The sequence below is a fragment of the Candidatus Rickettsia barbarica genome (assembly GCF_041477405.1).
GTDB classification, from domain to species: domain Bacteria; phylum Pseudomonadota; class Alphaproteobacteria; order Rickettsiales; family Rickettsiaceae; genus Rickettsia; species Rickettsia rickettsii.
This window is the reverse complement of the sequence record NZ_JBEWYL010000005.1, coordinates 1-22,066: the sequence shown is the minus strand read 5'-3', so window position 1 is coordinate 22,066 and position 22,066 is coordinate 1. Positions and strand designations below refer to the sequence as shown.

Genomic DNA, 22,066 nt, shown 5'->3' with positions numbered 1-22,066 from the left:
CGTAGCAATCTCATAAAGCAAGATTCCAGAGATTGCTTTGTCAAAACTTACAGTTTTTCCTCGCAATGACGATGTCAACTTTTTTAGGCATATCTACTTTGCAGCTCTTTTACGGTCGTTAGGGTCAAGTAGAGCTTTACGTAAACGAATAGATTTCGGTGTGACTTCAACTCGCTCGTCATCTTGTATATAGCTGATTGCCTGCTCTAACGTTAAAAGCATTGGCGGAGTTAGCCTTATGGCTTCGTCTTTACCTGTTGCTCTAACGTTGCTCAGTTGTTTCGCTTTTAGTGGGTTTACCTCTAAATCATTATCACGATTATGTTCGCCGATAATCATGCCTCTATATACTTTGTCACTAGGGTTTATAAACATTTTGCCCCTTTCTTCTAGATTCCATAGAGCATATGCGACTGCTGCCCCGTCACCGTTAGAGATAAGCACACCGTTACGTCTTCCCTCGATATTTCCTTTATAATCAGCATATCCATGGAAAATACGATTCATAATCCCTGTGCCTCGTGTTTCGGTTAAAAACTGGCTGTGATAGCCGATTAACCCTCTAGACGGTCCGATAAACGTAACACGGCTTTTACCGCCGCCTGACGGTCTCATATCAGTCATTTCGGCTTTTCTCAGTGCTAAAGATTTTACGACTACTCCAACATAATCATCATCAACGTCAACTTGGAGTTCTTCCATCGGTTCTTGCTTATTACCTTTCTCATCAGTTTGGAATAATACTTCGGGTCTGCTAATAGATAGCTCAAATCCTTCACGACGCATAGTTTCAATTAAGATACCAAGTTGTAACTCACCACGTCCTGCAACTTGGAAAGCATTTTTCTCGGCAGCTTCAGTAACTTTTAAGGCAATGTTACTTTCAAGCTCACGCATTAACCTAGCTCCAATTAAGCTCGACGTAACTTTTGTCCCTTCACTTCCTGCAAGCGGTGAGTCATTAACGCTAAAAGTCATGGATAAAGTCGGCGGATCGATAGGTAGAGACGGTACGGCCTCGGTTACCTCAGGGGAGCAGATAGTATCGGCAACGTTGGCGTTTTCAACGCCTGCTACGGCAATAATATCGCCGGCTGTAGCATCATTTATAGCGATTCGCTCTAAGCCTCTAAAGGCTAATATTTTAGTGATACGTCCGGTTTCAAGTACTTTATTCTCACGATTTAATACTTTTACGTTTTGGTTAATTTTGACAGTGCCGCTTTGTACACGACCTGTTAAAACCCTACCGAAGAAAGAGTTATATTCTCTAGTAGTCACAAGCATAGAAAACGGTGCTTTGTCATCGGCTAAGGGTTTTGGTACATGCTGTACTATAAGATCGAAAAGCGGTGCTAAATCATCTGCTAAATTGTCTAAAGGATTAATTTTATCATCAAAGGTTAAAGATGCTCTACCTGCTCTACCTGATGCATAAACTATAGGGAAGTCAAGTTGATCGTTGTTTGCTTCAAGTGCCACAAATAGCTCAAATACTTCATCGATAACTTCTTTAATTCTTTGGTCATCTCTATCGATTTTATTAATAACGACAATAGGTTTTAAGCTGAGATTTAACGCTTTAGAAAGCACGAATTTTGTTTGCGGCATTGGTCCTTCCGATGCATCGACAAGTAGCACTACACCGTCAACCATGCTAAGGATGCGTTCTACTTCACCGCCAAAATCGGCGTGTCCTGGCGTATCAACTATATTGATACGGATATCGTTCCACATAAGAGCAGTGCATTTGGCAAGTATCGTGATTCCACGCTCACGCTCAAGATCGTTAGAGTCCATAGCACGCTCAGCAACTGCTTGGTTAGCTCTAAATGTTCCGCTTTGTTTAAGCATGTTATCAACAAGCGTAGTTTTTCCATGATCAACGTGGGCAATAATTGCTATATTACGAATAGATGTCATCTTTAAAAATTCTCACAAGTTTACAATAGTTTTTCGTATTATACACTAAAATACCAAAAATTGGAATATAAGTTCTTGAAAAAGAAATTGATTTAACTGTAGAATAAAAATTACTAAGAATTTTTAAACTTTAAAATAAGAGAAATTAATGAACGATAATACAGTTTTATTTATATTTGATTGTAACAATACTTTAGTTGGACATTTGCATAATTATATTGGAGAGAGGTTAGGAGGTTTAATAGCACGTAATATATACAACATCGCTTTTTTAGCTCCTATGAAGAACGAGAGCAAGAAAAAGTTAGGCTTGAGCAAAAATTTGCTATAGAGCTGATGGAGAAATTCCTAGATAATGAAAATTTAGGTTGGAAAATGAAGAGCAAATAACACGCCTAAGAATATTATATTATCCGGTCATAAAATAGCTATAGCATTATTTAATGATTATCCTCATGCTGTAAAATATGCATTAGCAAGGTTACTAGGAAAGGAAGATGCAGCAAAAATTTATATAAAATCAGCTTTACCTTCTAATAATTTTGAAGAAATACAAAATTGTACTAAAAAAGAATATATAAGAGCAATAATTAATAATACCGCAATAACTGTCAATGCTGCAAAAGATTATGGTATTACAGTAGTTTTGGTTAAGAACAAAGGAACAGAGCATATTCATGAAGCTTTTTGTATATGAATTTAATGAAATGAACAGCATGAAATTTATGTTGAGCTAGAAGAACCGGCTACTGAACCTTTGCTTAGTGATGGAGAGAGTACCTATTTAAGTCCTGAAGCAATAAAAGCTATTTCGTTTGAACCTATTTCTAGTGATTATTATTCGGATGGCGAATATATACCATGGGGAGGTGGGAATGTGCCAATGTTAGGTAAAGGTTAAGTTTTTAATTATAGACAAATTGCTTGATATTATTTATTCTTAGATTAATAAGGGTGTTGCTCCAGTGTCATTCCCACATAGGCGGGAATCCAGTCATCTTGAATGTCATCCTGCGACTTGATTGCGGAATTTCAGGATACTGCCTGTGATACAAGATCCCGTGGTCAAGCCACGGGATGACAATTCTAGCCGATACCGTTTAACCTAAAAGGATCAAAGGATGATATACCGAATATTATGTTTATGCATATTCATAATAAATTTCTCAACGATTACGGAGGCACAAAGTGTGCCAATTAAAGAAGATAATTTTAAAGTTAGAGTAGCTGTTGCTGATGTACAATCTATATTGGAAGGTTCGATCGCTATAAAAGATTTGCGTAATAAAATCGAAAAGCTTAATCATAAAATTCAAGAGAATATTGCTGCAAAAGAAGCAGAATTTAAACCGCTGGAAGAGAAGCTGCTAAATGAGCGTTCTCATTTAAGTGAAACTGAATTTGAGCATAAAGTAAACGCATTTAATGCAAAAGTTAGCCACGTTAGAAAAGAAATTCAGATTAAGAAAACAAAGCTTGAACAAGCTCACGCTGAGGCTATGAGTAGAGTCCATGAAACAACTATTACAATAATTAGTGAACTTGCCGAGAAATATAACCTTAATTTGGTAATTCCAAGTGCTCAAGTCTTATATGCCAAAAATAATTTGAATATAACTTCCGAAGTGACTTTTATGTTGAATGAGAGATTAAAAGAAGTAACGATAAACTATTGATAGTGTTTTATGGATTTTTGTGTATCATTCCCGCGTAGGTGGTAATTCAGAAAAATAACTTCAATATTGATACAGAAGTTACATATTTGATAAAATAAATCTATAAAAACTAGTTTTTATAGATTTTACTGGATTCCCGCCTACGCGGGAATGATATAAACAAGAGAGTATTTAATTTAATATGGCAGAATTTACACCGATTACAATTGCATACGGGGACGGTATAGGTCCTGAAATAATGGAGGCAGTGCTTTATATATTACGTAAAGCCAAGGCTCGTATTTGTTTAGAAACCATTGAAGTAGGTGAAAAGCTTTACAAGAAGCATTATACTTCAGGCATAAGCGAGGAAAGCTGGGAATCAATACAACGCACCGGTATTATACTTAAAGCCCCGATTACTACTCCGCAAGGTGGAGGATATAAAAGTTTAAATGTCACGATTCGTAAAACATTACAGCTTTTTGCTAATATTCGTCCTGCCGTTTCGTTTCATCCTTTTACTAGAACATTACATCCAAATTTGAACCTAACTATTATACGTGAGAATGAGGAAGATTTATACGCAGGTATAGAGTACCGTCAAACGCATAATATGTATGAGTCAATGAAGTTGATAAGTCATACAGGATGTGAGAAGATTATTAGATATGCTTTTGAATATGCAGTAAAAAATAACCGTAAAAAAGTCATGTGTTTAAGCAAAGATAATATTATGAAATTTTCCGATGGGATTTTGCATAAAGTATTTAATGAGATTGCAAAAGAATACCCGCAAATTAATAACGCGCATTATATTATCGATATTGGGACGGCAAGGCTTGCTACCAAACCGGAAATATTTGACGTTATCGTAACTTCTAATTTATACGGTGATATCATATCTGACGTAGCTGCTGAAATTTCAGGCTCGGTAGGTCTTGCAGGTTCTGCAAATATTGGGCAGCATTATGCGATGTTTGAAGCGGTACATGGAAGTGCTCCCGATATTGCCGGTAAAGATATCGCAAATCCTTCAGGGCTTTTAAATGCTGCAATAATGATGCTAGTACATATAGGGCAGGGTGATATCGCTACATTAATCGAAAATGCTTGGAAAAAAACTATAGAGGATGGCGTTCATACAGCCGATATATATAACGAGCAGAGTTCTAGTAAAAAAGTCGGTACAAAAGAATTTGCCGCAGAAGTAACGAAAAGATTAGGACAGTTACCGACAAAGCTACCTAAAGCAGATTATCCCTTAATTGCTGAGCAGCAAGAAAGCAATATAGATTATAAAATTGATACTAAAGAAGTTAAGAAATTGGTTGGTACGGATATATTTGTGAATATGAATGTATCTTCCGCTCATGATATAGCAGATAAAATTAATAAACTTGATCTTGGCAATTTTGAGTTAAAAACAATCTCGTCAAAAGGATTAAAGCTGTGGCCTCGTGATACAAGGTTTGAAACTGTTTCCGATCATTGGTGTTGTCGTTTTATGAATAAAGACGGCACAGAAATAAAGCATTTAGATATAACAAGATTGCTTGAAGCTTTAAGCACAGCAAATATCGATTTTATCAAAGTAGAGAATCTGTTTGAATTTGACGGGGTTGCAGGTTATAGCTTGGCTCAAGGTGAGTAAAAACGTCATTGCGAGTGAACTTTAGTTCGTGAGGCAATCTCAGGACTTGTGCATGAGATTGCTTCGTCAATTATTTCATAATTTCCTCGCAATGATGAAAAAAGGATAAACACAATGACACTATACTATATAGGAATTTTATTAGTAATTATTGGATTATTTGCTATATTTTCAGGAATAATCGGTTTTTTTAGATTTCCTGATTTTTATACTAAATTACATGCAGCAAGTGTTATTGAGAGTTTCGGCGTGCCTATTTGCTTAATAGGTTTTGCGTGCATTGAAGCAGATATTGTGAACTCTGTTAAATTAATTTTAGCGGCTTTATTGATTTTTATACTAAATCCGGTAGCAACTCATGCACTTGGTAAAGCATCTTTATTTATGAAAATTAGAGCTGATAGTACCGTCATTGCGAAGAAAATTACGAAGTAATTGACGAAGCAATCTCATGATGCTTGATAAGGTTGCCACGTCGAAATTACGTTTCTCTTCGCAATGACGTTAAATTTTAATAACCATATGACAGTAAAGACAGCTTTAAATTTTGAGCTCGGCAATTACCTACTTAACTTAATTGCTTTTTTATTGATCTTAATCTCGATAAAAATAATTTTTGCTAAAGATTTACTAAATGCAGTGATTGCTGCTTCTGTATTTAGCTTATTAATTGGTGTATCCTATCTTATTATGGATGCTCCTGATGTCGCAATGACCGAGGCAGCACTTGGAGCTTGCGTATCAACATGCGTATATTTAAATTTGTTGCGTAAATTACCTTCGGATTTAAAGAATATTGAGAGAACTAATATTATTCCAGCAAGTTTAATATGTTTATTGTTTGTAGTAACGCTTGCTTATATGGGACTAGAATTACCGAATTACGGTGATGATAATGTTCCTATTCATATGCATTCAAGTAAATATTATATCGAAAATACCTCTAGAGATATAGGTATACCTTCTTTTGTTGCGGCTATTCTTGCAAGTTATCGTGGATATGATACTTTAGGTGAAACTAGCGTAATTTTAATTGCAGGAATTGCCGTACTGTTGATATTTTCAAGAAAGTCTGATGATGCCATACCGCGACTTGATCTCGGTATCTCAGGACACAGCAGGCGATACAAGATCCCGTGGTCAAGCCACGGGATGACAAATCCAATAATAAAATATATTACTAGTTTTATAATACCTTATATAATTTTATATAGTATATATATTCAGCTTAACGGTGAGTCTTCGCCGGGTGGTGGGTTTCAAGCAGGTGTTATATTTGCATCTAGCCTTATTGCTTATGATTTAGTTTACGGTAATCGAAAATTAAGCCGATATTTTCCTCCTAACGTGCTAGTTTGTATTGCGGTTTTAGGTGTAGCAATATATGCAATTGTAGGAACAATATCACTCTTTTTTAACGATAATTATTTAAATTATTATGCACTAACAAATTTTATCAATGATAAGCTACTTGCTCAGCATATTGCGATAGTTATTGTTGAAATTGGTATAGGTTTAACTGTTGCAGCTATTATGTACTTAATTTACAACGTATTTAATAATTATGAATAGTCTATTTGTACTAATTAAGCGTGAATTGATAGTGCAGAATCGCATTAATAATATAATTAAATATCTAGTTATATTTTTTTTATTTTGCATAATTAGTACTGTTTTAATTAATAGTGAAAGGGATATTAACAAATTCGGTTTAATTTTTTCGGTCATTTGTTTATTAATTTCATTAATCGGTTTTTCTTCGGTTATATTTAAATCTGATTTGGAAGACGGAAGCTTAGAGTTATTATTATCAATTGTTAGTCATGAAAAAATTATATTGGCTAAATTTTTTGCTATATTTATCAGTAGTACGATAGGGCTGGTTTTTGTTTTACCCATTATTTATGTCTTGTTTGATAAAACTTTGCTTGAGATGATATTTTTCTTTATTAGTGTATGGATGATATTAGTGTTATCAAGTAGTTTAGTAGTGTTATCCGGTAGCGTGCAATGTTATTTTAAGAAGAATGCTAACTTTGTCGGTACGTTTATCATGCCGTTATTAATTCCGAATATTATAATGACAGGTTTAATATTACAAGATAATAACTTACAATTAATTTTTATTATGATAGGAATTAATTTAGTATTTTTACCGATTTCATTCTTCTTGAGTTCCTGTTTAATGAAAAATATTTATAATATTACGTGATTTTGCTTTATTTTTACTAATGTAGTGATATAAAATAAGATGAATATTATTAATAAATTTTTTGAGCAAAATATATGTGGCAGGCTTTACGAAGGTTAATAGCAGCAAATCCTATGGGATTTTTTCTGTGGTCTATTATCACTAAATGGTATTTAATTATAGCAGTTGCTTCCTTAATTACTTTATATTATACAGTATTGGGCTTAAAAAAAATTGGGTTTATAGATTATTTTACTGAAACTACAGTCGAGATATTAGATACAACTAAAGCAGTTGCTCAAAATTGTACTACAAAACTCGGTCCTAATTGGAATCGTTTAGTTAGTTTTTGGAATTGCTTAAGTGATTCTGGCGAATATAAGCATGAAGAAGGGACAGGAGCAAAAGTGTTAGAAGATAAAATCAATAAACTTACGCCAAAACAAGCAGATAGTGCTGCAGACGCTGAACGTCCTATAATAAATCCTTATGAAGCACTAGCAAATCCAAATAATCTTAATAATACCCCAAGCGGTAGTAATGATGATAGTTAATTTATGTCACTTTAATATTATATGTCGGATACTGAAGATAATAAAAACAAACAAACAACACGTCGTGATTTTATGGTTCTAACGGCTAGTAGTGTTGCAGCAATTGGGGCAGCATGTACTCTTTGGCCTCTCGTTGATTCTTTGAACCCTTCTGTGGACGTGCTAGCTTTATCATCAATTGAGGTTGATTTATCAAATATTGCGGTAGGTCAAACAGTTACGGTTAAATGGCAAGGTAAACCGGTTTTTATCACTAACCGTACGCCTGACAAAATAGCTGAAGCAAGAGCCGTTAAAATGTCAGAGCTGATTGATCCTGAAGCAGATGAAGCACGTGTGAAAGCAGGGCATGATAATTGGCTGGTGACGATCGGGATCTGCACGCATTTAGGTTGTGTACCGCTTGCTAATCAAGGTGAATATGATGGATGGTTCTGTCCGTGCCATGGTTCACAATATGATTCTTCAGGTAGAGTTAGAAGAGGTCCTGCTCCTTTAAATTTAGCTGTGCCGCCTTACACTTTTATTAGCGACAAAAAAATTAGAATAGGGTAATTATTTATGAATGAAGATATTACCCCTAAAAAGCCTAATGCTATTATAGAATGGATAGATTATCGTCTTCCTATTTTTGCATTCCTAAAGCATTTTAGTCATTATCAAACTCCGAAAAATCTTAGCTATTTGTGGAATTTAGGCTCTATTGCCGGTATTGCGTTAGTGATTCAGATAATCACCGGCGTCATACTTGCTATGCACTATACTCCGCATGTTGATCATGCTTTCGATAGTGTTGAGCGAATCATGCGTAACGTGAATTACGGTTGGTTACTGCGTTATACTCATGCGGTAGGTGCATCGATGTTTTTTGCCGTCGTATACTTACACATAGCAAGAGGTTTGTATTACGGCTCTTATAAAGCACCTAGAGAACTGCTTTGGCATATCGGTATCATCATTTTTCTAACCATGATGGCTACTGCTTTCATGGGTTACGTGCTTCCTTGGGGGCAGATGAGCTACTGGGGAGCAACGGTTATTACTAATTTATTTTCCGCTATTCCGTTAATAGGGGAATTCATAGTTACGTGGTTATGGGGTGGTTTTTCTGTTGATAACCCGACATTAAATAGGTTCTTCTCACTGCATTATTTATTGCCGTTTATTATTGTTGCTTTAGTGATGCTGCATTTAGTGGCCTTGCATCAGCATGGTTCAAATAACCCAAAAGGTATAGATGTTAAAAGCCCTAAAGACACTATTCCGTTCCACCCTTATTATACCGTAAAGGATTTTGTCGGTTTCGGAGTTTATTTCATAATATTTGCCTATTTTATTTTTTACGAACCTAATTATTTAGGACATCCCGACAATTACATTCCAGCAAATCCGTTAGTTACGCCTGCCCACATTGTCCCTGAATGGTATTTTTTGCCGTTTTATGCAATACTTAGAGCCATGCCGTATAAGCTCGGTGGGGTGCTATTAATGTTCGGAAGTATATTTGTGTTATTTTTACTACCTTGGCTTGATACTTCAAAAGTTAGAAGTAGCAATTATAGACCGATATACCGAATGGCTTTTTGGATATTTATGGCAGATTGTTTATTGCTTGGTTATTTAGGTGGGCAGCCGGCAGAAGAGCCGTATATTACCATTAGCCGTTTTGCTGCTTGTTATTACTTTTTTCATGTCTTAGTAGCTCTGCCGTTGATAGGTAAATATGAAAAACCGCTGCCCTTGCCGGAGGAGTTGTAAGAGTTAAGTCATTGCGAAGAGATGTCATTGCGAGGAAATTGCATAGCAATTGACGAAGCAATCTCAGGAGTTTGTTATTATTTCATGAGATTGCCGTGCAGCCTATGGCTGCTCGTAATGACGTTTTTTGTATTATACAAATTTATGAAGTAACCAATAGTATATTATAGTAACTAATAAGAAAAATGGTATACTCTATACTGGTGTTACTTTTAATTTAATAAAAAGAATATATCAACACAAAAATGATACAATTAAGGAGTTTAGTAAAAATTGCTATTTTATGAGGTTCATCAACTATGAATTCAGCAATAAATAGAGAAAAACAAATTAAAGCTGGTTTAAGAAACAAAAAAATAAAATTAATAGAATAAATTGGAAGGAAAGACAAACTCTCAACACAACAATCTTATAAAATAATATATAAACTCCTGAGATTGCTTCGTCAACATTTTCAATTTTTCCTTGCAATGACGACTCAAAAAAATTTATGAAAACTGAACTACTTATCTCTATCATCATACTACTAACTTCGTGCTTAAGTTTAGCCAACGAAGGAGTATTACATCCAAAAAAGATGAAATGGTCGTTTGACGGCGTATTTGGTACAGTTAATCGTGAAGCAGCACAAAGAGGTTTTCAGGTCTATAAAGAAGTTTGTAGTGTCTGCCACGGTTTAAACAATTTATATTACCGTAATCTTAAAGATATCGGCTTTTCGGATGACGAGATAAAAGAGATTGCCAAAGGCTATACGATACAAGACGGACCTAATGATGATGGTGAGATGTTTGACCGCCCCGCTCTTCCCTCTGATCGTTTTGTACCTCCTTACCCTAATGAGCAAGCAGCAAGAGCAGCTAATAACGGTGCCCATCCTCCTGATTTATCGTTGATAATAAAAGCACGTCATGACGGAGCTAATTATATATATTCGCTACTTACCGGCTATACCGAACCGCCTGCAGATTTTAAGTTGATGCAGGGAACTCATTATAATCCCTATTTCCCTGGCGAGCAAATAGCAATGCCGCCGCCGCTTACAGATGGGCAGGTAACCTATATGGACGGTACTAACGCAAGTGTAGAGCAGATGTCGCAAGACATTGTGGTATTTCTACAATGGGCAGCTGAGCCGGAAATGGAACATCGTAAATCTATGGGTCTTAAAGTTATGATGTTTTTAGCGGTATTTACTATCTTTTTCTATATTGCAAAAAACCGCATTTGGTCTAATTTAAAGTAATTGTTGAGTGAAGCAGTTTTCCTATTATTGGCGTTGTTGCATGGATCATTAAACATGTTCAATGTCATTTCTGCGAAAGCAGGAATCTAGTTTTTTAATCTAATTATATACTAAATTTTTATATAGTTTGCTGTGTTTTTATCATTTTTTACTGGATTCCTGCTTTCGCAGAAATGACATAAATAATCAGTCCATGCTGCCCCTTTTTGCCTCTTTCTTAGTATAATTGACTTATCTTTGCTATACTTATCCTAAAATTTATATAGATAGGTATTTATGATTACTTTACTTGTGGCGATAACAGGATTTATGAGTTCAATAATTCCTGAAATTTTGAAAATATATAAAGATATTAACGACAAAAAACACGAGATAAATATTTTAGACCGTCAAATTGCTAATAACAAAAACTTAATCAGTCTAAAACTTTTACAGAGCTTACCATATCACAAGAAATGGCAGAGTAATATTCTCTTTACTCCACTTATAAATCAGGTGTTAGTTGGGTTGATGTTTTAAATGGCTCGGTAAGATCCGTGCTTGCCTATAGCTTTTTTGTAATGTATGGAGGAGTTAAATATGTTCAATATAAATCATTAAAAAGTTCTGTTCTGCTAGTTGAATATCTAGATATATTATGGAGCATAGAAGATCAAACTATTTTTGCGGAGATTATTAGTTTTTATTTTGGGCAGCGTACTTTCAGCAAATTATGGAAATATAAGACTTGAATTTTAAATAGATAATTTTATATATTTAAGTATATAACTAACAAAATTAATGGTGGTTTTATGTTAAAGAGCGTAAGATTATATATTCCGTCTATAGCAGCTATGATTTTATCTAGTAATATTGCAATAGCTAATAAGAATTATGATGCCGGTAATGCAACGCCACTGCGTCAGGTAGCAGATTTAATAGATAATCAAATTACAAATATTGATAATTTATTTAAAAATAGATTGCCGCTTTATGAATCTAATAGCATAAAAAGCAATTTTATTACTAAAGATAAGCAGTATATTATTGTTATGGAAGTACCTGGCTTTGATAAAAGTCAAATTAAGGTTAAAGTAAACAGTAATAAATTATTTATTACAGGGAAGATAGAAGAAAAAAATAAAGCTGATTATTCAGATAATTATATGAATAAAAATTTTAATTATGTAATATCATTATATGAAGATGTAGATCAGGCAAATATCTCTTCAAGCCTTAAGAATGGAATACTTACTATTATTCTCCCTCGTATTGAGATTAAAGAACAAGAAGCAAGAGAGATAGTCATTAATTAATCAAGCATTGCTAATTTTTCTGAAACAAAACCTTTCTCTATATATAGTTAGGTAGTTTTATTAGCTCATGCTTTAGTTCATTATCTACTCCTATGGTTTCAAATTTTCGATCGACTAAGAAAATTATAGGTTTAGTGTTATGAATAAAGAAGAAGTCAAAATTCGGTTTGTTATCAAAATATCGATTAACACGCGGAAAATGATAAGTGTGAGTAACAATAGCAATTTCGGCATTACTTAAGTCAATATTACCGTTTTCATGCTCTTTATATAGAGTGTTAAATTGTCCGCGCCGGTATTGGTTTGGTATTCCGGCAGCGTAAAAATATAAAAATTTTCTTTTGGATAATCGGTAATAATATTTTTATCAAGCGCTTCCTGTAGTAATTTATTATCATACGCTCCGCCGTTAAACAAAATCATCGGTCCGTATTTTTACAATTCTTCATATGTTAGGCTAGATATTTGCTTATCAAGTTTTTTATTTGCTACTTCTCTTGAAATCTCTATCTATGCCAAGTCTCATCCTATTATATCCGTCCTCTTTATCTGCAGCCTCTATATTTTGAGTATCGGAATTGATAGGTATTGTGATATAAGAATGTCTTGCGGATTTTTTCATTAGCAGGATCAAACTCTAGATTATTTACGGTTATTACCTGCTCAAAATGTTTATCTTGAGTAAATTTTTGATAACTCTGAAATCCTAGAACCGAGGCTATAGCTATAATAAATATAGAAATAGCAGTAGTAAAGTTTTTCTAGTTTTTCATGTTGCGATAAAAATAATAAGGTTGAAATATGAAGAGGTCATACCAAGGCTTGACCATGGTATCAAGAAAAATAACTTTTAGTGATTTATTTGCTTTTTAGCTTTGCTAGATCTTGAGGGGTAGGCAGGAATTTTTCAAGCTTTTTAGGTAATGTTGCTGTAAGCTTAAATTGTGATACTCCTATTGGTTTTTGGATGCCTTCTATAGCGTATTCTACAGTAATACCTTGTTTTTCTTCGCACAAAATTACCAATTGTAGGATTGTCCGAATTATCTTTAATTGTGCGCTCTATTAAATTAAGATAAAAATTTAGTTTACCGGCATATTCCGGCTTAAACTTGCCGGTTTTTAATTCAATAACAACATACATAGCATTTGAGTTTTATGTGATAAAAAACTAAATCCAAATAATAATCTTCTCCCTCAAGTTCTATATGATACTGATTGCCAATAAATGCAAAACCTTGTCCTAACTCTAATAAAAAATTTTTTTTAATATTATCTATCAATTTATTTTCTAAATCTCGTTCTATTATTTTACCTTGAATATCTAAAAATTCTAAGTTATATGGTGCTTTTATAATCGACCTGGCTAAATCGGACTGTAGCTCAGGTAAAGTATTGGAAAAGTTATTTATATCTTTTTCGCTGACCTTTCATGTAAATTACTTTTAATTTGCAAAGATAATACATTTCTTGACCAACCATTTTCGATGGTTTGTTGTGCATACCAAATTCTTTGATCTATATTTTTTAGTTTTGAAAAAATAATAATATTATGACTCCATGGGATTTCTCCAACCGCCTGTTGGAGAATTTGGTCATTATTATATTCTGCAAAAAACTGACGCATATAAGAAAGGTGTTGATATGATAATCCTTTCATTTTAGGAAATTCTTTACGCAAATCATCAGAAATATTTTGCATCACTTTTGATCCCCATTTTTCTTTATTCTGACGTTCTAAAATTAATTTTCCTATATGCAAATAAAGAACTATCAATTCTTTATTTGCTGCTAAATGGGCTCTAATACGAGCTTTGCTAATTTCTTGTTTTAAATTTTTAATTAAATTAGTATATGATTCATTACTTAAAGTATTGCTCATTGATTTTCACTACTTCTTACCACCCACATTCATAGCAAGGTTTGCGGAAACAAATTCTTCAAGGTCACCGTCAAGCACTCCTTTAGTATCGGAAGTTGCATAATCAGTGCGTAAATCTTTTACCATGTGATAAGGTTGCAAAACATATGATCTAATTTGATGTCCCCAGCTATTATCGGTTTTAGCGGCATTCTGCTCGTTAACGCTATCGGTACGTTTTTGCATTTCAAGCTCATAGAGTTTGGCTTGAAGCATTTTCATAGCTTGAGCTTTATTTTTATGCTGCGATCTATCGCTTTGGCATTGTGTTACCGTACCGGTCGGTATATGAGTGATACGTACAGCTGAATCGGTAGTATTAACGTGCTGCCCGCCGGCTCCCGATGCTCTAAAAGTATCGATTCTTAAATCTTTATCCTCAATAGTAATTGCTATATTATCATCAATTTCGGGATATACCCAGCTACTTGCAAAGCTAGTCATTCTTTTACCGGCTGCATTAAACGGAGAAATACGCACTAATCTGTGAACGCCAGTTTCGGTCTTAAACCAGCCGTAAGCACGCTTTCCTATTATCCTAATCGTGCATGATTTAATGCCTGCCTCTTCGCCGTTAATCATATTGATTATTTCGGTTTTAAAGCCGAGTCTTTCGGCAAAACGCAAATACATACGCATCATAATGGACGCCCAGTCATGGCTTTCAGTTCCCCCGGCTCCAGCATTAATCTCTAAAAAGCAATTATTACCGTCTGCTTCACCTGAAAACAAACATTCCGTTTCAAATTTGGCAGCAATGATGCTTAAATTTTTCAAGTCCTGTTCAATTTGTGAAAGTGTTTCTAAGTCGTTTTCAGCTTCAGCCATTTCTTCAAGTTCTAAAGCATCTTTTAAATTGGATTTGAGTTTATTAAAAGCGTTTAGTTTTTCTTCTAGATTACTTTTTTCTCGCAGTAATTTTTGAGCATTAGCCTGATCATTCCATAAACTAGGATCGGCTGTTAACTCTTCTAACGCGTTCAGTCTTTCAGTTGATGCTTCAACATCAAAGTGACCTCCAAAGTAGTTCTAAAGACTGCTCAATTTTTTTTACATAATTTTCTATTTCAGCTCGCATTATTTTTTCCTGTTATAAATTTTGATTTTGTTATATATTATCGTGGTTTAGTGTCATTCTGCGACTTGATCGCGGGATAACAGACAATAAACAAATGCAAATTATATCACAATAATTATGAATCATCAAAAATATATAAGGAACTTCTCAATAATCGCCCATATTGATCACGGTAAATCTACGTTAGCCGATAGGTTAATTGAACATTGCGGCGGCTTGCAGGCTAGGGAAATGAGCCAGCAAGTGCTAGATTCGATGGATATTGAAAAAGAGAGAGGTATAACTATTAAGGCACAAACCGTGCGGCTTGTATATAAAGCTAAAGACGGTAACACCTACTATTTGAATCTAATGGACACTCCCGGGCATGTCGATTTTGCTTATGAAGTTAGTAGGTCACTTGCTGCTTGTGAAGGCTCGTTATTGGTAGTTGATAGTACGCAAGGCGTAGAAGCACAAACGCTTGCCAATGTTTACCAAGCAATCGAGAATGATCATGAGATTGTACTGGTGCTTAACAAGCTTGACCTACCGGCGTCAGAACCTGAACAGGTTAAGCAGCAAATAGAGGATATAATCGGAATCGATACAAGTGAGGCTGTACTAATCTCTGCTAAAAGCGGTATAGGGATTGATTTAGTTTTAGAGGCTATAGTAAATAAATTACCTCCGCCAAAAGAAAGTAGTTCTGATATTTTGAAAGCTTTGCTTGTTGATAGTTGGTATGACCCATATCTTGGCGTGGTTATTTTAGTACGTGTTATTGATGGCTACTTACGTAAGAATATGCGTATTAAAATGATGGCTACTAACTCAGTTTATACCGTTGAGAATGTTGGCTATTTTACTCCGAAAAAACATATTTCGGATGTTCTGCATGCAGGCGAAATCGGCTTCTTTACTGCGGCTATAAAGCAAGTAGCGGATTGTAAAGTTGGGGATACTATCACTGATGAAAAAAAGCCTTGTGAACAAGCTCTACCGGGTTTTAAACCAAACTTACCCGTAGTGTTTTGTGGTCTTTATCCAACGGATAGCTCGGAATTTGAGCATCTAAAGGATTCACTGGCTAAATTACGCCTTAATGATGCTAGTTTTGAGTATGAAATGGAAAGCTCTGCGGTACTCGGAGTAGGTTTTAGATGCGGCTTTTTAGGGCTGTTACATTTAGAGATAATCCAAGAACGTTTAAGTAGGGAATTCGATTTAGATTTAATCACTACCGCTCCAAGTGTGGTGTATAAAATTCATATGCGGGACGGTGAGAACTTAGAGATACATAACCCAGCAGATTTGCCTGATTTACAAAAAATCGAATCAATGGAAGAGCCTTGGATTAAGGCAACTATAATGGTACCTGATGAGTTTTTAGGTGCGGTACTATCGCTTTGTACGGAAAAGAGAGGGATGCAGCTTGATCATAGCTATATAGCAAATAGGGCTAAAATAATTTATAAATTACCGCTAAATGAGGTAGTTTACGATTTCTACGATCGTTTAAAAAGCTGTTCTAAAGGTTATGCAAGTTTTGAATGGCAAATGGATGTTTATGAACCTTCCGAACTTGTTAAGCTTGGGATTTTGGTTAACACAGAGGTGGTTGATGCACTATCCACAATCGTACACCGCTCACGTGCCGAGCAAAGGGGGAGGGCATTATGCGTAAGGTTAAAGGATTTAATACCGAGACAGCAGATTGATATAGCAATTCAAGCAAGTATAGGTAGTCGTATTATCGCTCGTGAGACTATTAAAGCCCTACGTAAAGATGTTTTATCTAAATGTTACGGCGGTGATATAAGTCGTAAACGTAAATTACTTGAGAAACAAAAAGCAGGTAAAAAGAGAATGAGACAGTACGGTAATATCGAAATTCCGCAATCTGCGTTTATTGCAGCTTTAAAAATAGGTGATGAATAAAACTTTTTTATTTTATATAAAGAAAATGCTAGACGTTATAATAAACATTTGTTATAAGGAAGTATCTGAATCTTCCAGATGCTTCTAATGTTCCTCGGTAGCTTAGTGGTAGAGCAAACGGCTGTTAACCGTTCGGTCGCTGGTTCGAGTCCGGCCCGGGGAGCCATTCCTCAATTTTTGACAACTTTACGAATGAATCAAACGGCGAATGCAGTATAAAGTCAAGCTTTTTGCCTGTTAATTTCATTGAAAACACAGTTTTTATTAGGTGTCTTTTTCCCTCAGCATTCGACAAAACAAAATATTGATGTGCATTGGCAACTAAATTTAGTACATCTATCATTTTGTCCGTAAAACAATCATCACCTTTATTATGCTCTGCTATCTCTAACATTACTTTATCACGACGTGTTGTTAATTTATATTTATCTTCTTCGTATTCTTCATTTGTAAATATACCTTCTAAAAGTTTACTTCTAAGCTTATCAAGGCTATTTTTTCACTGATAAGCTCTTTATTTCATTCTGTTATTCTTGTGTTATAATAACCTTTTTCATATTTTGCCGATTCTTTAACACTTTTAATTATTTTGCTCAATAAATCAGGCTCAATATACATTGATGCAAAAACTTTTTCTATTTGTTCTATAATTCTTTAGTAACAATAGGCTTGTAAATATGAGGGTAGTATTTGTTGCCTTTTTTATAATGTATTACTCCGTGATAAAAAGTATTATTTAATATTTTATGTTGGGCAATGGGGAGTATTAGATGTGTTAGTTAACCCTTATGCACTTGGTACAAGCGACAGTATAAGAATAAGATTTATGCAGGATATCGATATTGCCATAAGACATCCTGAATCTTTTGCCGTTGCTAGGAAATGATCAACTAGTTTTTCTTGCTGCTTCCATAGTACGAATACGATTTTAATATGAGGCCATTCATTACGCTAGGCTAATTTTAAATCATATCTTGCTTGTAAATTAATCCATAACTGGGCTGAAGTGTGAAAATATTTACCTAATCTCAGTGCCATATCAGTCGTAAGAGTTCGTTTGCCATGCACTAGCAACGCCAAGTAAGAAATCATCGCCTATTCAACTATCAAAACCGACAGTACTGCTGGTTGAGTTATATTTATAACCGCTTAGATTATTTTATGCCTTTTGAGGACTATTGCCGACAAAAGGACTAGCCCACGTACCGAAATCTACTTCTGTCTCATTACCGGCAGAAATAGAGAATATTTTTAAAGCCATAGATACGGAAGAAAAGATAAGGGAGTTGTTTGATAAAAATTATCAAGTTCAAGAAGAAAAAATTGATAATATAGCTAAGTCACTAAATGAAGAAAATAAGTTTGCGATACTTCGCAGAAATCTAACTAATAAAAGTACCTCAGAAATAAAAAATATAGTTGAGAAAATAAACAGAATGCAAGTTGATATAGGTAAAGTATTGTTACTCGGTAGTGCAGGAATAGGTAAAACCACGTTAATGCATTATCTATCTTATAAATGGGGAAAAGAAAAACTATGGAACAACAAATTTGATTATGTATTTAGAATCAGGTTAAAGGAATTGTTAAACTGTACGTTATGGTACTAATATAGATGACGATATACTAAGTTGTTTTGTCCATTATTGTTTAGATTCTAACGATATAAAACTTGAAGATATAAAAAGCATACAAGATAAAGATAGGATATTATTACTACTGGATGGTTATGATGAGGTAGCGTTTTTATCACAGAGTAATCGTGATGACCGAGATATTATGGATTCGGTATTTCAGTATAAAAATATCGTAATGAGTTCTAGGCCTAATGCGGTTATAGAAGAAATGAGCAACAGATTTGAGCAGAAAGTAGACAATACAGGCTGGGATAGTGAGGGAATAGAGCAATATGTACATAAAAATTTTGAGTATGATAAAGAGCTGGGAACACCATTAAAAATCTTTTTGGATACTCATGGCCAAATAAAAGAAATATGTGCAGTTCCTATCAATACTGCATTAATATGTTTGATTTGGAGCGATCAAGAAATAAGGGATAAATTTCAAAAAAAACAGTAATCAAGATTTTAATATAAGTCGTTTATATAGTGAAATAATAATTTGTTTTTTTTCTAGATGCCTATTATTAAGCCAGTTTATTATTTCACTATATAAACGACTTATATATTATATATAAAAATAAAACTGAAGCTAATAATCACTTAAAAAACAAAATGAGTTTTTTAGAGCAAATAGCTTATGAGTCGTTTGTTGCAACAGGGAAGTGAGTAGAGAACGAAGTAGTAGAAAGCAAGAAAGATATATTAGATATAGACGAAGTTATAGAACAAGGGATATTAAGAATAGAAGGGCAAAATTTTCAATTTATTCATTTAACATTTCAAGAATATCTAGCTGCATGTTATTTAAAAAATCAGTTAGCAGATAACAACACAAAATATAAAGCAGTAAATTTTATAGGTGCGCATCGAAACGATTCGAAATATCTAATGACTCTGAAGTTTCTAGCAGGGATGGTAAGTAATGAAAATAATCAAGAGTTAATAGAAATATTTTGGAAAGCTGTAACATGTAATGTGGATAGGATATTAGAGTTAGGGATTGAAAGAAAGATTATACTCTTAATGCATTTATTAGCTCAAAGCAACATTAACAGGAAATTTGATAGTAGAATACCGAATTTAAAACAAATACAAAATTTAATAGATGAAGTTGTGCTAAAAGATATTACAGGTTGGGCACAACATATAATAGACAGTGGTTATTTATCGGAAGCGATTGTTAAAACAGTAAATGAAAAATTACAAAATAAAAAAACTGACCCTCAAGAATTTAAAAAAGTTATAGGAATCATCACAGGATTAGCAAATAAGAAATGAATGGGGCAGTAAAACAAAAATTTATAAGAAGTTAACAAGCCTATTAGAAATTAAAGATGGACAATTACAAAAATTAGCCCAAATATTAGATGAGACGATAGATAAGACAGTATTACAGGAAAGTTAAAAAAAATAATACCGTTATTAAATAAAAAGGTATTAAATGAATATGTAAATATAATATTGATTGAAATAATTAATATTATGCCTAATTTAGATATAAAAATATTAAATCAGGTAAAAAAAATTATACAACAAATACTTAGTTACTAAAAGCTTAGTTAAGATAGTAAATACAATACCTAATATAGCACCCAAGGCATTTAATGCACTGCAAGAATTATTTAATGATCCTATAGAAAATTTCAAGTTCGAGGCAGTTTCAGTTTTAGTTGAAATAGTAAAGGCAAAGCCTAGTTTAGTAAAAGAAGCATTGAACATATTGAAAACACTAATCCGTAATGCCTAATTATGTCAAATTTAATACTGTGCAATGTTTAAAATCAGAATAACTATTTGGTGACCCTAATAATGAAATTTTATATCAAGCTACTCAAGAAGCTTAACTGAAATGCTAAGTGTAATGTATGAACAATAAGCTTTAAATACATTGCAAGATCTACTAAATGATTCTAATATTTATATTAAGGCTACGGCTGTTGTAAGCTTATAGTTAATATATATTGTACCAAGTTTAACATTATTGTAGTTATTTGGAGCTTAACTGAAACAGTACGTATAAATCCTAGTTTAGCCCAAGAGACATTAAAAATATTGAATACACTACTTAATAACCCTAGTAATTATATTGAATTCACAATCGTCAAAATCCTAGGTTGGATAATACAAATAAACCCCAATATATCACATGACGCATCTAAAATACTGAAAAATTTATTTAGTAATTCTGACAAATCCGAGTCTGCTTTAAGTTTAGTTGAATTAGGAAAGGTAAAACCGGTAGAAGAAGCATTTAAAGTGTTCAAAGGTATACTCAGTGACCCTTATGTTGACAGATATGCTAAGTATGCAGTTGCTGTAAGTTTAATTAATATAATAAATGTAAGATCATTTGATAAAGCTAGTTATAAACAAGTTAATAGGTTAATAAAAATAATTGCTCTACATAGAACTCAAAATTTTGATAAGGATTTATATTTAGAAATAGACGCCAAAACTACTCTACACACAATAACCGATTACATCACTCAAGAATATGCAAAAAGTAAAAATCCTGAAGTAATAGAATGGTTTATTGCGAGTTTTAACGAATTACCGAATATAAGCGAAACGCAAATCTTTTTAAAAGAAATATGTAAAAGCATATTAAAAAGTGGTGTGATAAATGAGTTGAGCGTAAGTTTATTTTAAATGGTATAAAGAAATATAATTTTACTTTTACGGTATCGGTTAGTAAAGCACCAGGAATAGAAGGCAAGATAATATTTGAAGATAGAAACTATGAAATATTTACAACCGATAATTCAGCAAGCAAAATAGTAAGTTTAGAGGAGTTTATAACTAAATTACTTGCAGAAACAGACGATCCGTGAGCAGAACAATATAAAACTCTATTCCTAAACAAAGGATTAGCTCTTAAAATAGCAGCAAGTGATATTAATTACGTAAGTAGTATTACAACTGAAAATATATTTTATCTTATGCAGGTGATAATAAAGATAAGTGAAGTATTTTCAGTGATCATCTAATATATAAATTTGGTGAGGATAATTTAAAGAAAATAGCCACTATTTATCCAGCAGAAATTAACACAGAACTAAGAGGGCAACTATTTAACGAATTAGCAGCCCAAGAACAATGTGATTGCTTTATTAAGAATGAAAAGCTTAAGTCTGAAGAAGAAAAACAGATATTTAAATATAGTAGTAAGATGAAGTTTGCAAGTGAAATAAGTCAAGATGCAAAAATAAGGTTGAAAACCAGTAATTTTAAATTACTAGATGCCGGGGC

General features: G+C 33.7%; 24 protein-coding genes, 1 tRNA gene and 3 pseudogenes. 20 read left to right on the top strand and 8 right to left on the bottom strand.

The window, feature by feature from the left end:
• Nucleotides 1-93 precede the first annotated feature (93 nt).
• On the bottom strand, nucleotides 94-1,923 hold the full coding sequence (gene typA / locus ABVF33_RS06730; protein ID WP_499706754.1) for a translational GTPase TypA: 1,830 nt from the start codon (nucleotides 1,921-1,923) through the stop codon (nucleotides 94-96).
• A gap of 148 nt (nucleotides 1,924-2,071) precedes the next feature.
• Between typA and ABVF33_RS06725 the strand changes: the two are divergent.
• The 14 genes and pseudogenes from ABVF33_RS06725 (at nucleotide 2,072) to ABVF33_RS06660 (ending at nucleotide 12,276) form a co-directional block, all read left to right on the top strand.
• Nucleotides 2,072-2,313, top strand: a pseudogene (locus ABVF33_RS06725) (hypothetical protein).
• A gap of 367 nt (nucleotides 2,314-2,680) precedes the next feature.
• Entirely contained in the window at nucleotides 2,681-2,824 is a 144-nt protein-coding gene (locus ABVF33_RS06720) for a hypothetical protein (protein WP_014410497.1), read from the top strand.
• A gap of 220 nt (nucleotides 2,825-3,044) precedes the next feature.
• Nucleotides 3,045-3,599 carry an OmpH family outer membrane protein gene (locus ABVF33_RS06715; RefSeq protein WP_499706753.1) on the top strand — a complete coding sequence of 185 codons (555 nt, stop codon included), beginning with the start codon at nucleotides 3,045-3,047 and terminating at the stop codon, nucleotides 3,597-3,599.
• A 181-nt stretch (nucleotides 3,600-3,780) separates the two neighbouring features.
• A complete protein-coding gene (locus ABVF33_RS06710; RefSeq protein WP_499706752.1) occupies nucleotides 3,781-5,232 on the top strand; it encodes an NADP-dependent isocitrate dehydrogenase in 1,452 nt (483 codons plus the stop codon).
• Between the two features lie 114 nt (nucleotides 5,233-5,346).
• Nucleotides 5,347-5,667: a Na+/H+ antiporter subunit G gene (locus ABVF33_RS06705; protein ID WP_392506154.1), complete on the top strand. Its 321-nt coding sequence runs from the start codon at nucleotides 5,347-5,349 to the stop codon at nucleotides 5,665-5,667.
• A 63-nt stretch (nucleotides 5,668-5,730) separates the two neighbouring features.
• Entirely contained in the window at nucleotides 5,731-6,804 is a 1,074-nt protein-coding gene (locus ABVF33_RS06700) for a DUF4040 domain-containing protein (protein WP_499706751.1), read from the top strand.
• A complete protein-coding gene (locus tag ABVF33_RS06695) occupies nucleotides 6,797-7,444 on the top strand; it encodes a heme exporter protein CcmB (protein ID WP_499706750.1) in 648 nt (215 codons plus the stop codon). The genes ABVF33_RS06700 and ABVF33_RS06695 overlap by 8 nt, the downstream gene beginning before the upstream one ends.
• A gap of 74 nt (nucleotides 7,445-7,518) precedes the next feature.
• On the top strand, nucleotides 7,519-7,977 hold the full coding sequence (locus ABVF33_RS06690; RefSeq protein ID WP_499706749.1) for a DUF2670 domain-containing protein: 459 nt from the start codon (nucleotides 7,519-7,521) through the stop codon (nucleotides 7,975-7,977).
• A gap of 21 nt (nucleotides 7,978-7,998) precedes the next feature.
• Nucleotides 7,999-8,532 carry a ubiquinol-cytochrome c reductase iron-sulfur subunit gene (gene petA / locus ABVF33_RS06685; RefSeq protein ID WP_499706748.1) on the top strand — a complete coding sequence of 178 codons (534 nt, stop codon included), beginning with the start codon at nucleotides 7,999-8,001 and terminating at the stop codon, nucleotides 8,530-8,532.
• Nucleotides 8,533-8,538: 6 nt separating this feature from the next.
• A complete protein-coding gene (locus ABVF33_RS06680) occupies nucleotides 8,539-9,735 on the top strand; it encodes a cytochrome b (protein WP_499706747.1) in 1,197 nt (398 codons plus the stop codon).
• Between the two features lie 163 nt (nucleotides 9,736-9,898).
• On the top strand, nucleotides 9,899-10,054 hold the full coding sequence (locus ABVF33_RS06675; RefSeq protein ID WP_196792428.1) for a GIY-YIG nuclease family protein: 156 nt from the start codon (nucleotides 9,899-9,901) through the stop codon (nucleotides 10,052-10,054).
• Nucleotides 10,055-10,225: 171 nt separating this feature from the next.
• Complete coding sequence (locus ABVF33_RS06670) at nucleotides 10,226-10,981, top strand: cytochrome c1 (protein ID WP_499706746.1); 756 nt, start codon at nucleotides 10,226-10,228, stop codon at nucleotides 10,979-10,981.
• Between the two features lie 309 nt (nucleotides 10,982-11,290).
• Nucleotides 11,291-11,500 (top strand): hypothetical protein, encoded by a 210-nt coding sequence (locus tag ABVF33_RS06665; RefSeq protein WP_499706745.1) that lies wholly within the window; start codon nucleotides 11,291-11,293, stop codon nucleotides 11,498-11,500.
• A 272-nt stretch (nucleotides 11,501-11,772) separates the two neighbouring features.
• Nucleotides 11,773-12,276, top strand: coding sequence for an Hsp20/alpha crystallin family protein (locus tag ABVF33_RS06660; RefSeq protein WP_499706744.1), 504 nt, complete (start codon nucleotides 11,773-11,775; stop codon nucleotides 12,274-12,276).
• 237 nt (nucleotides 12,277-12,513) lie between these two features.
• Here the strand turns inward: ABVF33_RS06660 and ABVF33_RS06655 are convergent, their stop codons facing one another.
• From ABVF33_RS06655 to prfB, 6 genes and pseudogenes are all read right to left on the bottom strand, one after another.
• A complete protein-coding gene (locus ABVF33_RS06655) occupies nucleotides 12,514-12,699 on the bottom strand; it encodes a hypothetical protein (RefSeq protein WP_012150576.1) in 186 nt (61 codons plus the stop codon).
• 58 nt (nucleotides 12,700-12,757) lie between these two features.
• On the bottom strand, nucleotides 12,758-12,898 hold the full coding sequence (locus ABVF33_RS06650) for a hypothetical protein (protein WP_200858177.1): 141 nt from the start codon (nucleotides 12,896-12,898) through the stop codon (nucleotides 12,758-12,760).
• A 236-nt stretch (nucleotides 12,899-13,134) separates the two neighbouring features.
• Nucleotides 13,135-13,457 (bottom strand): annotated as a pseudogene (locus tag ABVF33_RS06645) (PDDEXK nuclease domain-containing protein).
• A gap of 27 nt (nucleotides 13,458-13,484) precedes the next feature.
• Nucleotides 13,485-13,583 (bottom strand): annotated as a pseudogene (locus tag ABVF33_RS06640) (PDDEXK nuclease domain-containing protein); the annotation flags it as partial.
• A 101-nt stretch (nucleotides 13,584-13,684) separates the two neighbouring features.
• Entirely contained in the window at nucleotides 13,685-14,158 is a 474-nt protein-coding gene (locus ABVF33_RS06635; RefSeq protein ID WP_499706743.1) for a DUF1016 N-terminal domain-containing protein, read from the bottom strand.
• Between the two features lie 9 nt (nucleotides 14,159-14,167).
• A protein-coding gene (gene prfB / locus ABVF33_RS06630) for a peptide chain release factor 2 (protein ID WP_499706742.1) occupies nucleotides 14,168-15,275 on the bottom strand; the annotation gives its coding sequence in 2 pieces (ribosomal slippage) (nucleotides 14,168-15,205 and nucleotides 15,207-15,275; 1,107 coding nt in all).
• Nucleotides 15,276-15,392: 117 nt separating this feature from the next.
• Between prfB and lepA the strand changes: the two genes are divergently transcribed.
• Together lepA and ABVF33_RS06620 are read left to right on the top strand one after the other, a co-directional pair.
• The gene (gene lepA, locus ABVF33_RS06625; protein ID WP_499706741.1) at nucleotides 15,393-17,195 is read left to right on the top strand and encodes a translation elongation factor 4; all 1,803 of its coding nucleotides are present in this window, start codon (nucleotides 15,393-15,395) and stop codon (nucleotides 17,193-17,195) included.
• Nucleotides 17,196-17,286: 91 nt separating this feature from the next.
• Nucleotides 17,287-17,361: transfer RNA gene (locus ABVF33_RS06620), tRNA-Asn, on the top strand.
• 785 nt (nucleotides 17,362-18,146) lie between these two features.
• On the opposite strand, the gene ABVF33_RS06615 is transcribed toward ABVF33_RS06620, so the two are convergent.
• Entirely contained in the window at nucleotides 18,147-18,233 is an 87-nt protein-coding gene (locus tag ABVF33_RS06615) for a helix-turn-helix transcriptional regulator (protein ID WP_231567160.1), read from the bottom strand.
• A 398-nt stretch (nucleotides 18,234-18,631) separates the two neighbouring features.
• Here ABVF33_RS06615 and ABVF33_RS06610 point away from each other — a divergent pair, with 398 nt between their 5' ends.
• From ABVF33_RS06610 to ABVF33_RS06595, 4 genes are all read left to right on the top strand, one after another.
• Nucleotides 18,632-18,805 carry an NACHT domain-containing protein gene (locus tag ABVF33_RS06610; RefSeq protein WP_499706810.1) on the top strand — a complete coding sequence of 58 codons (174 nt, stop codon included), beginning with the start codon at nucleotides 18,632-18,634 and terminating at the stop codon, nucleotides 18,803-18,805.
• A gap of 202 nt (nucleotides 18,806-19,007) precedes the next feature.
• Complete coding sequence (locus ABVF33_RS06605) at nucleotides 19,008-19,274, top strand: hypothetical protein (protein ID WP_499706740.1); 267 nt, start codon at nucleotides 19,008-19,010, stop codon at nucleotides 19,272-19,274.
• Between the two features lie 431 nt (nucleotides 19,275-19,705).
• Nucleotides 19,706-20,095, top strand: coding sequence for a hypothetical protein (locus ABVF33_RS06600; RefSeq protein WP_499706739.1), 390 nt, complete (start codon nucleotides 19,706-19,708; stop codon nucleotides 20,093-20,095).
• Nucleotides 20,096-20,869: 774 nt separating this feature from the next.
• A complete protein-coding gene (locus tag ABVF33_RS06595) occupies nucleotides 20,870-21,466 on the top strand; it encodes a hypothetical protein (protein WP_499706738.1) in 597 nt (198 codons plus the stop codon).
• Nucleotides 21,467-22,066 lie beyond the last annotated feature (600 nt).

Coding starts and splice junctions, on each gene's coding strand:
- ABVF33_RS06655 (WP_012150576.1), bottom strand. CDS start 12,699: ATGATTTTGTTTAACGGCGGAGCGTATGATAATAAATTACTACAGGAA.
- ABVF33_RS06605 (WP_499706740.1), top strand. CDS start 19,008: ATGAGTTCTAGGCCTAATGCGGTTATAGAAGAAATGAGCAACAGATTT.
- ABVF33_RS06710 (WP_499706752.1), top strand. CDS start 3,781: ATGGCAGAATTTACACCGATTACAATTGCATACGGGGACGGTATAGGT.
- ABVF33_RS06670 (WP_499706746.1), top strand. CDS start 10,226: ATGAAAACTGAACTACTTATCTCTATCATCATACTACTAACTTCGTGC.
- ABVF33_RS06665 (WP_499706745.1), top strand. CDS start 11,291: ATGAGTTCAATAATTCCTGAAATTTTGAAAATATATAAAGATATTAAC.
- ABVF33_RS06700 (WP_499706751.1), top strand. CDS start 5,731: ATGACGTTAAATTTTAATAACCATATGACAGTAAAGACAGCTTTAAAT.
- ABVF33_RS06635 (WP_499706743.1), bottom strand. CDS start 14,158: ATGAGCAATACTTTAAGTAATGAATCATATACTAATTTAATTAAAAAT.
- ABVF33_RS06705 (WP_392506154.1), top strand. CDS start 5,347: ATGACACTATACTATATAGGAATTTTATTAGTAATTATTGGATTATTT.
- ABVF33_RS06695 (WP_499706750.1), top strand. CDS start 6,797: ATGAATAGTCTATTTGTACTAATTAAGCGTGAATTGATAGTGCAGAAT.
- ABVF33_RS06600 (WP_499706739.1), top strand. CDS start 19,706: ATGACTCTGAAGTTTCTAGCAGGGATGGTAAGTAATGAAAATAATCAA.
- ABVF33_RS06650 (WP_200858177.1), bottom strand. CDS start 12,898: ATGAAAAAATCCGCAAGACATTCTTATATCACAATACCTATCAATTCC.
- ABVF33_RS06715 (WP_499706753.1), top strand. CDS start 3,045: ATGATATACCGAATATTATGTTTATGCATATTCATAATAAATTTCTCA.
- ABVF33_RS06680 (WP_499706747.1), top strand. CDS start 8,539: ATGAATGAAGATATTACCCCTAAAAAGCCTAATGCTATTATAGAATGG.
- ABVF33_RS06690 (WP_499706749.1), top strand. CDS start 7,519: ATGTGGCAGGCTTTACGAAGGTTAATAGCAGCAAATCCTATGGGATTT.
- petA (WP_499706748.1), top strand. CDS start 7,999: ATGTCGGATACTGAAGATAATAAAAACAAACAAACAACACGTCGTGAT.
- typA (WP_499706754.1), bottom strand. CDS start 1,923: ATGACATCTATTCGTAATATAGCAATTATTGCCCACGTTGATCATGGA.
- lepA (WP_499706741.1), top strand. CDS start 15,393: ATGAATCATCAAAAATATATAAGGAACTTCTCAATAATCGCCCATATT.
- ABVF33_RS06660 (WP_499706744.1), top strand. CDS start 11,773: ATGTTAAAGAGCGTAAGATTATATATTCCGTCTATAGCAGCTATGATT.
- ABVF33_RS06610 (WP_499706810.1), top strand. CDS start 18,632: ATGCAAGTTGATATAGGTAAAGTATTGTTACTCGGTAGTGCAGGAATA.
- ABVF33_RS06615 (WP_231567160.1), bottom strand. CDS start 18,233: ATGGCACTGAGATTAGGTAAATATTTTCACACTTCAGCCCAGTTATGG.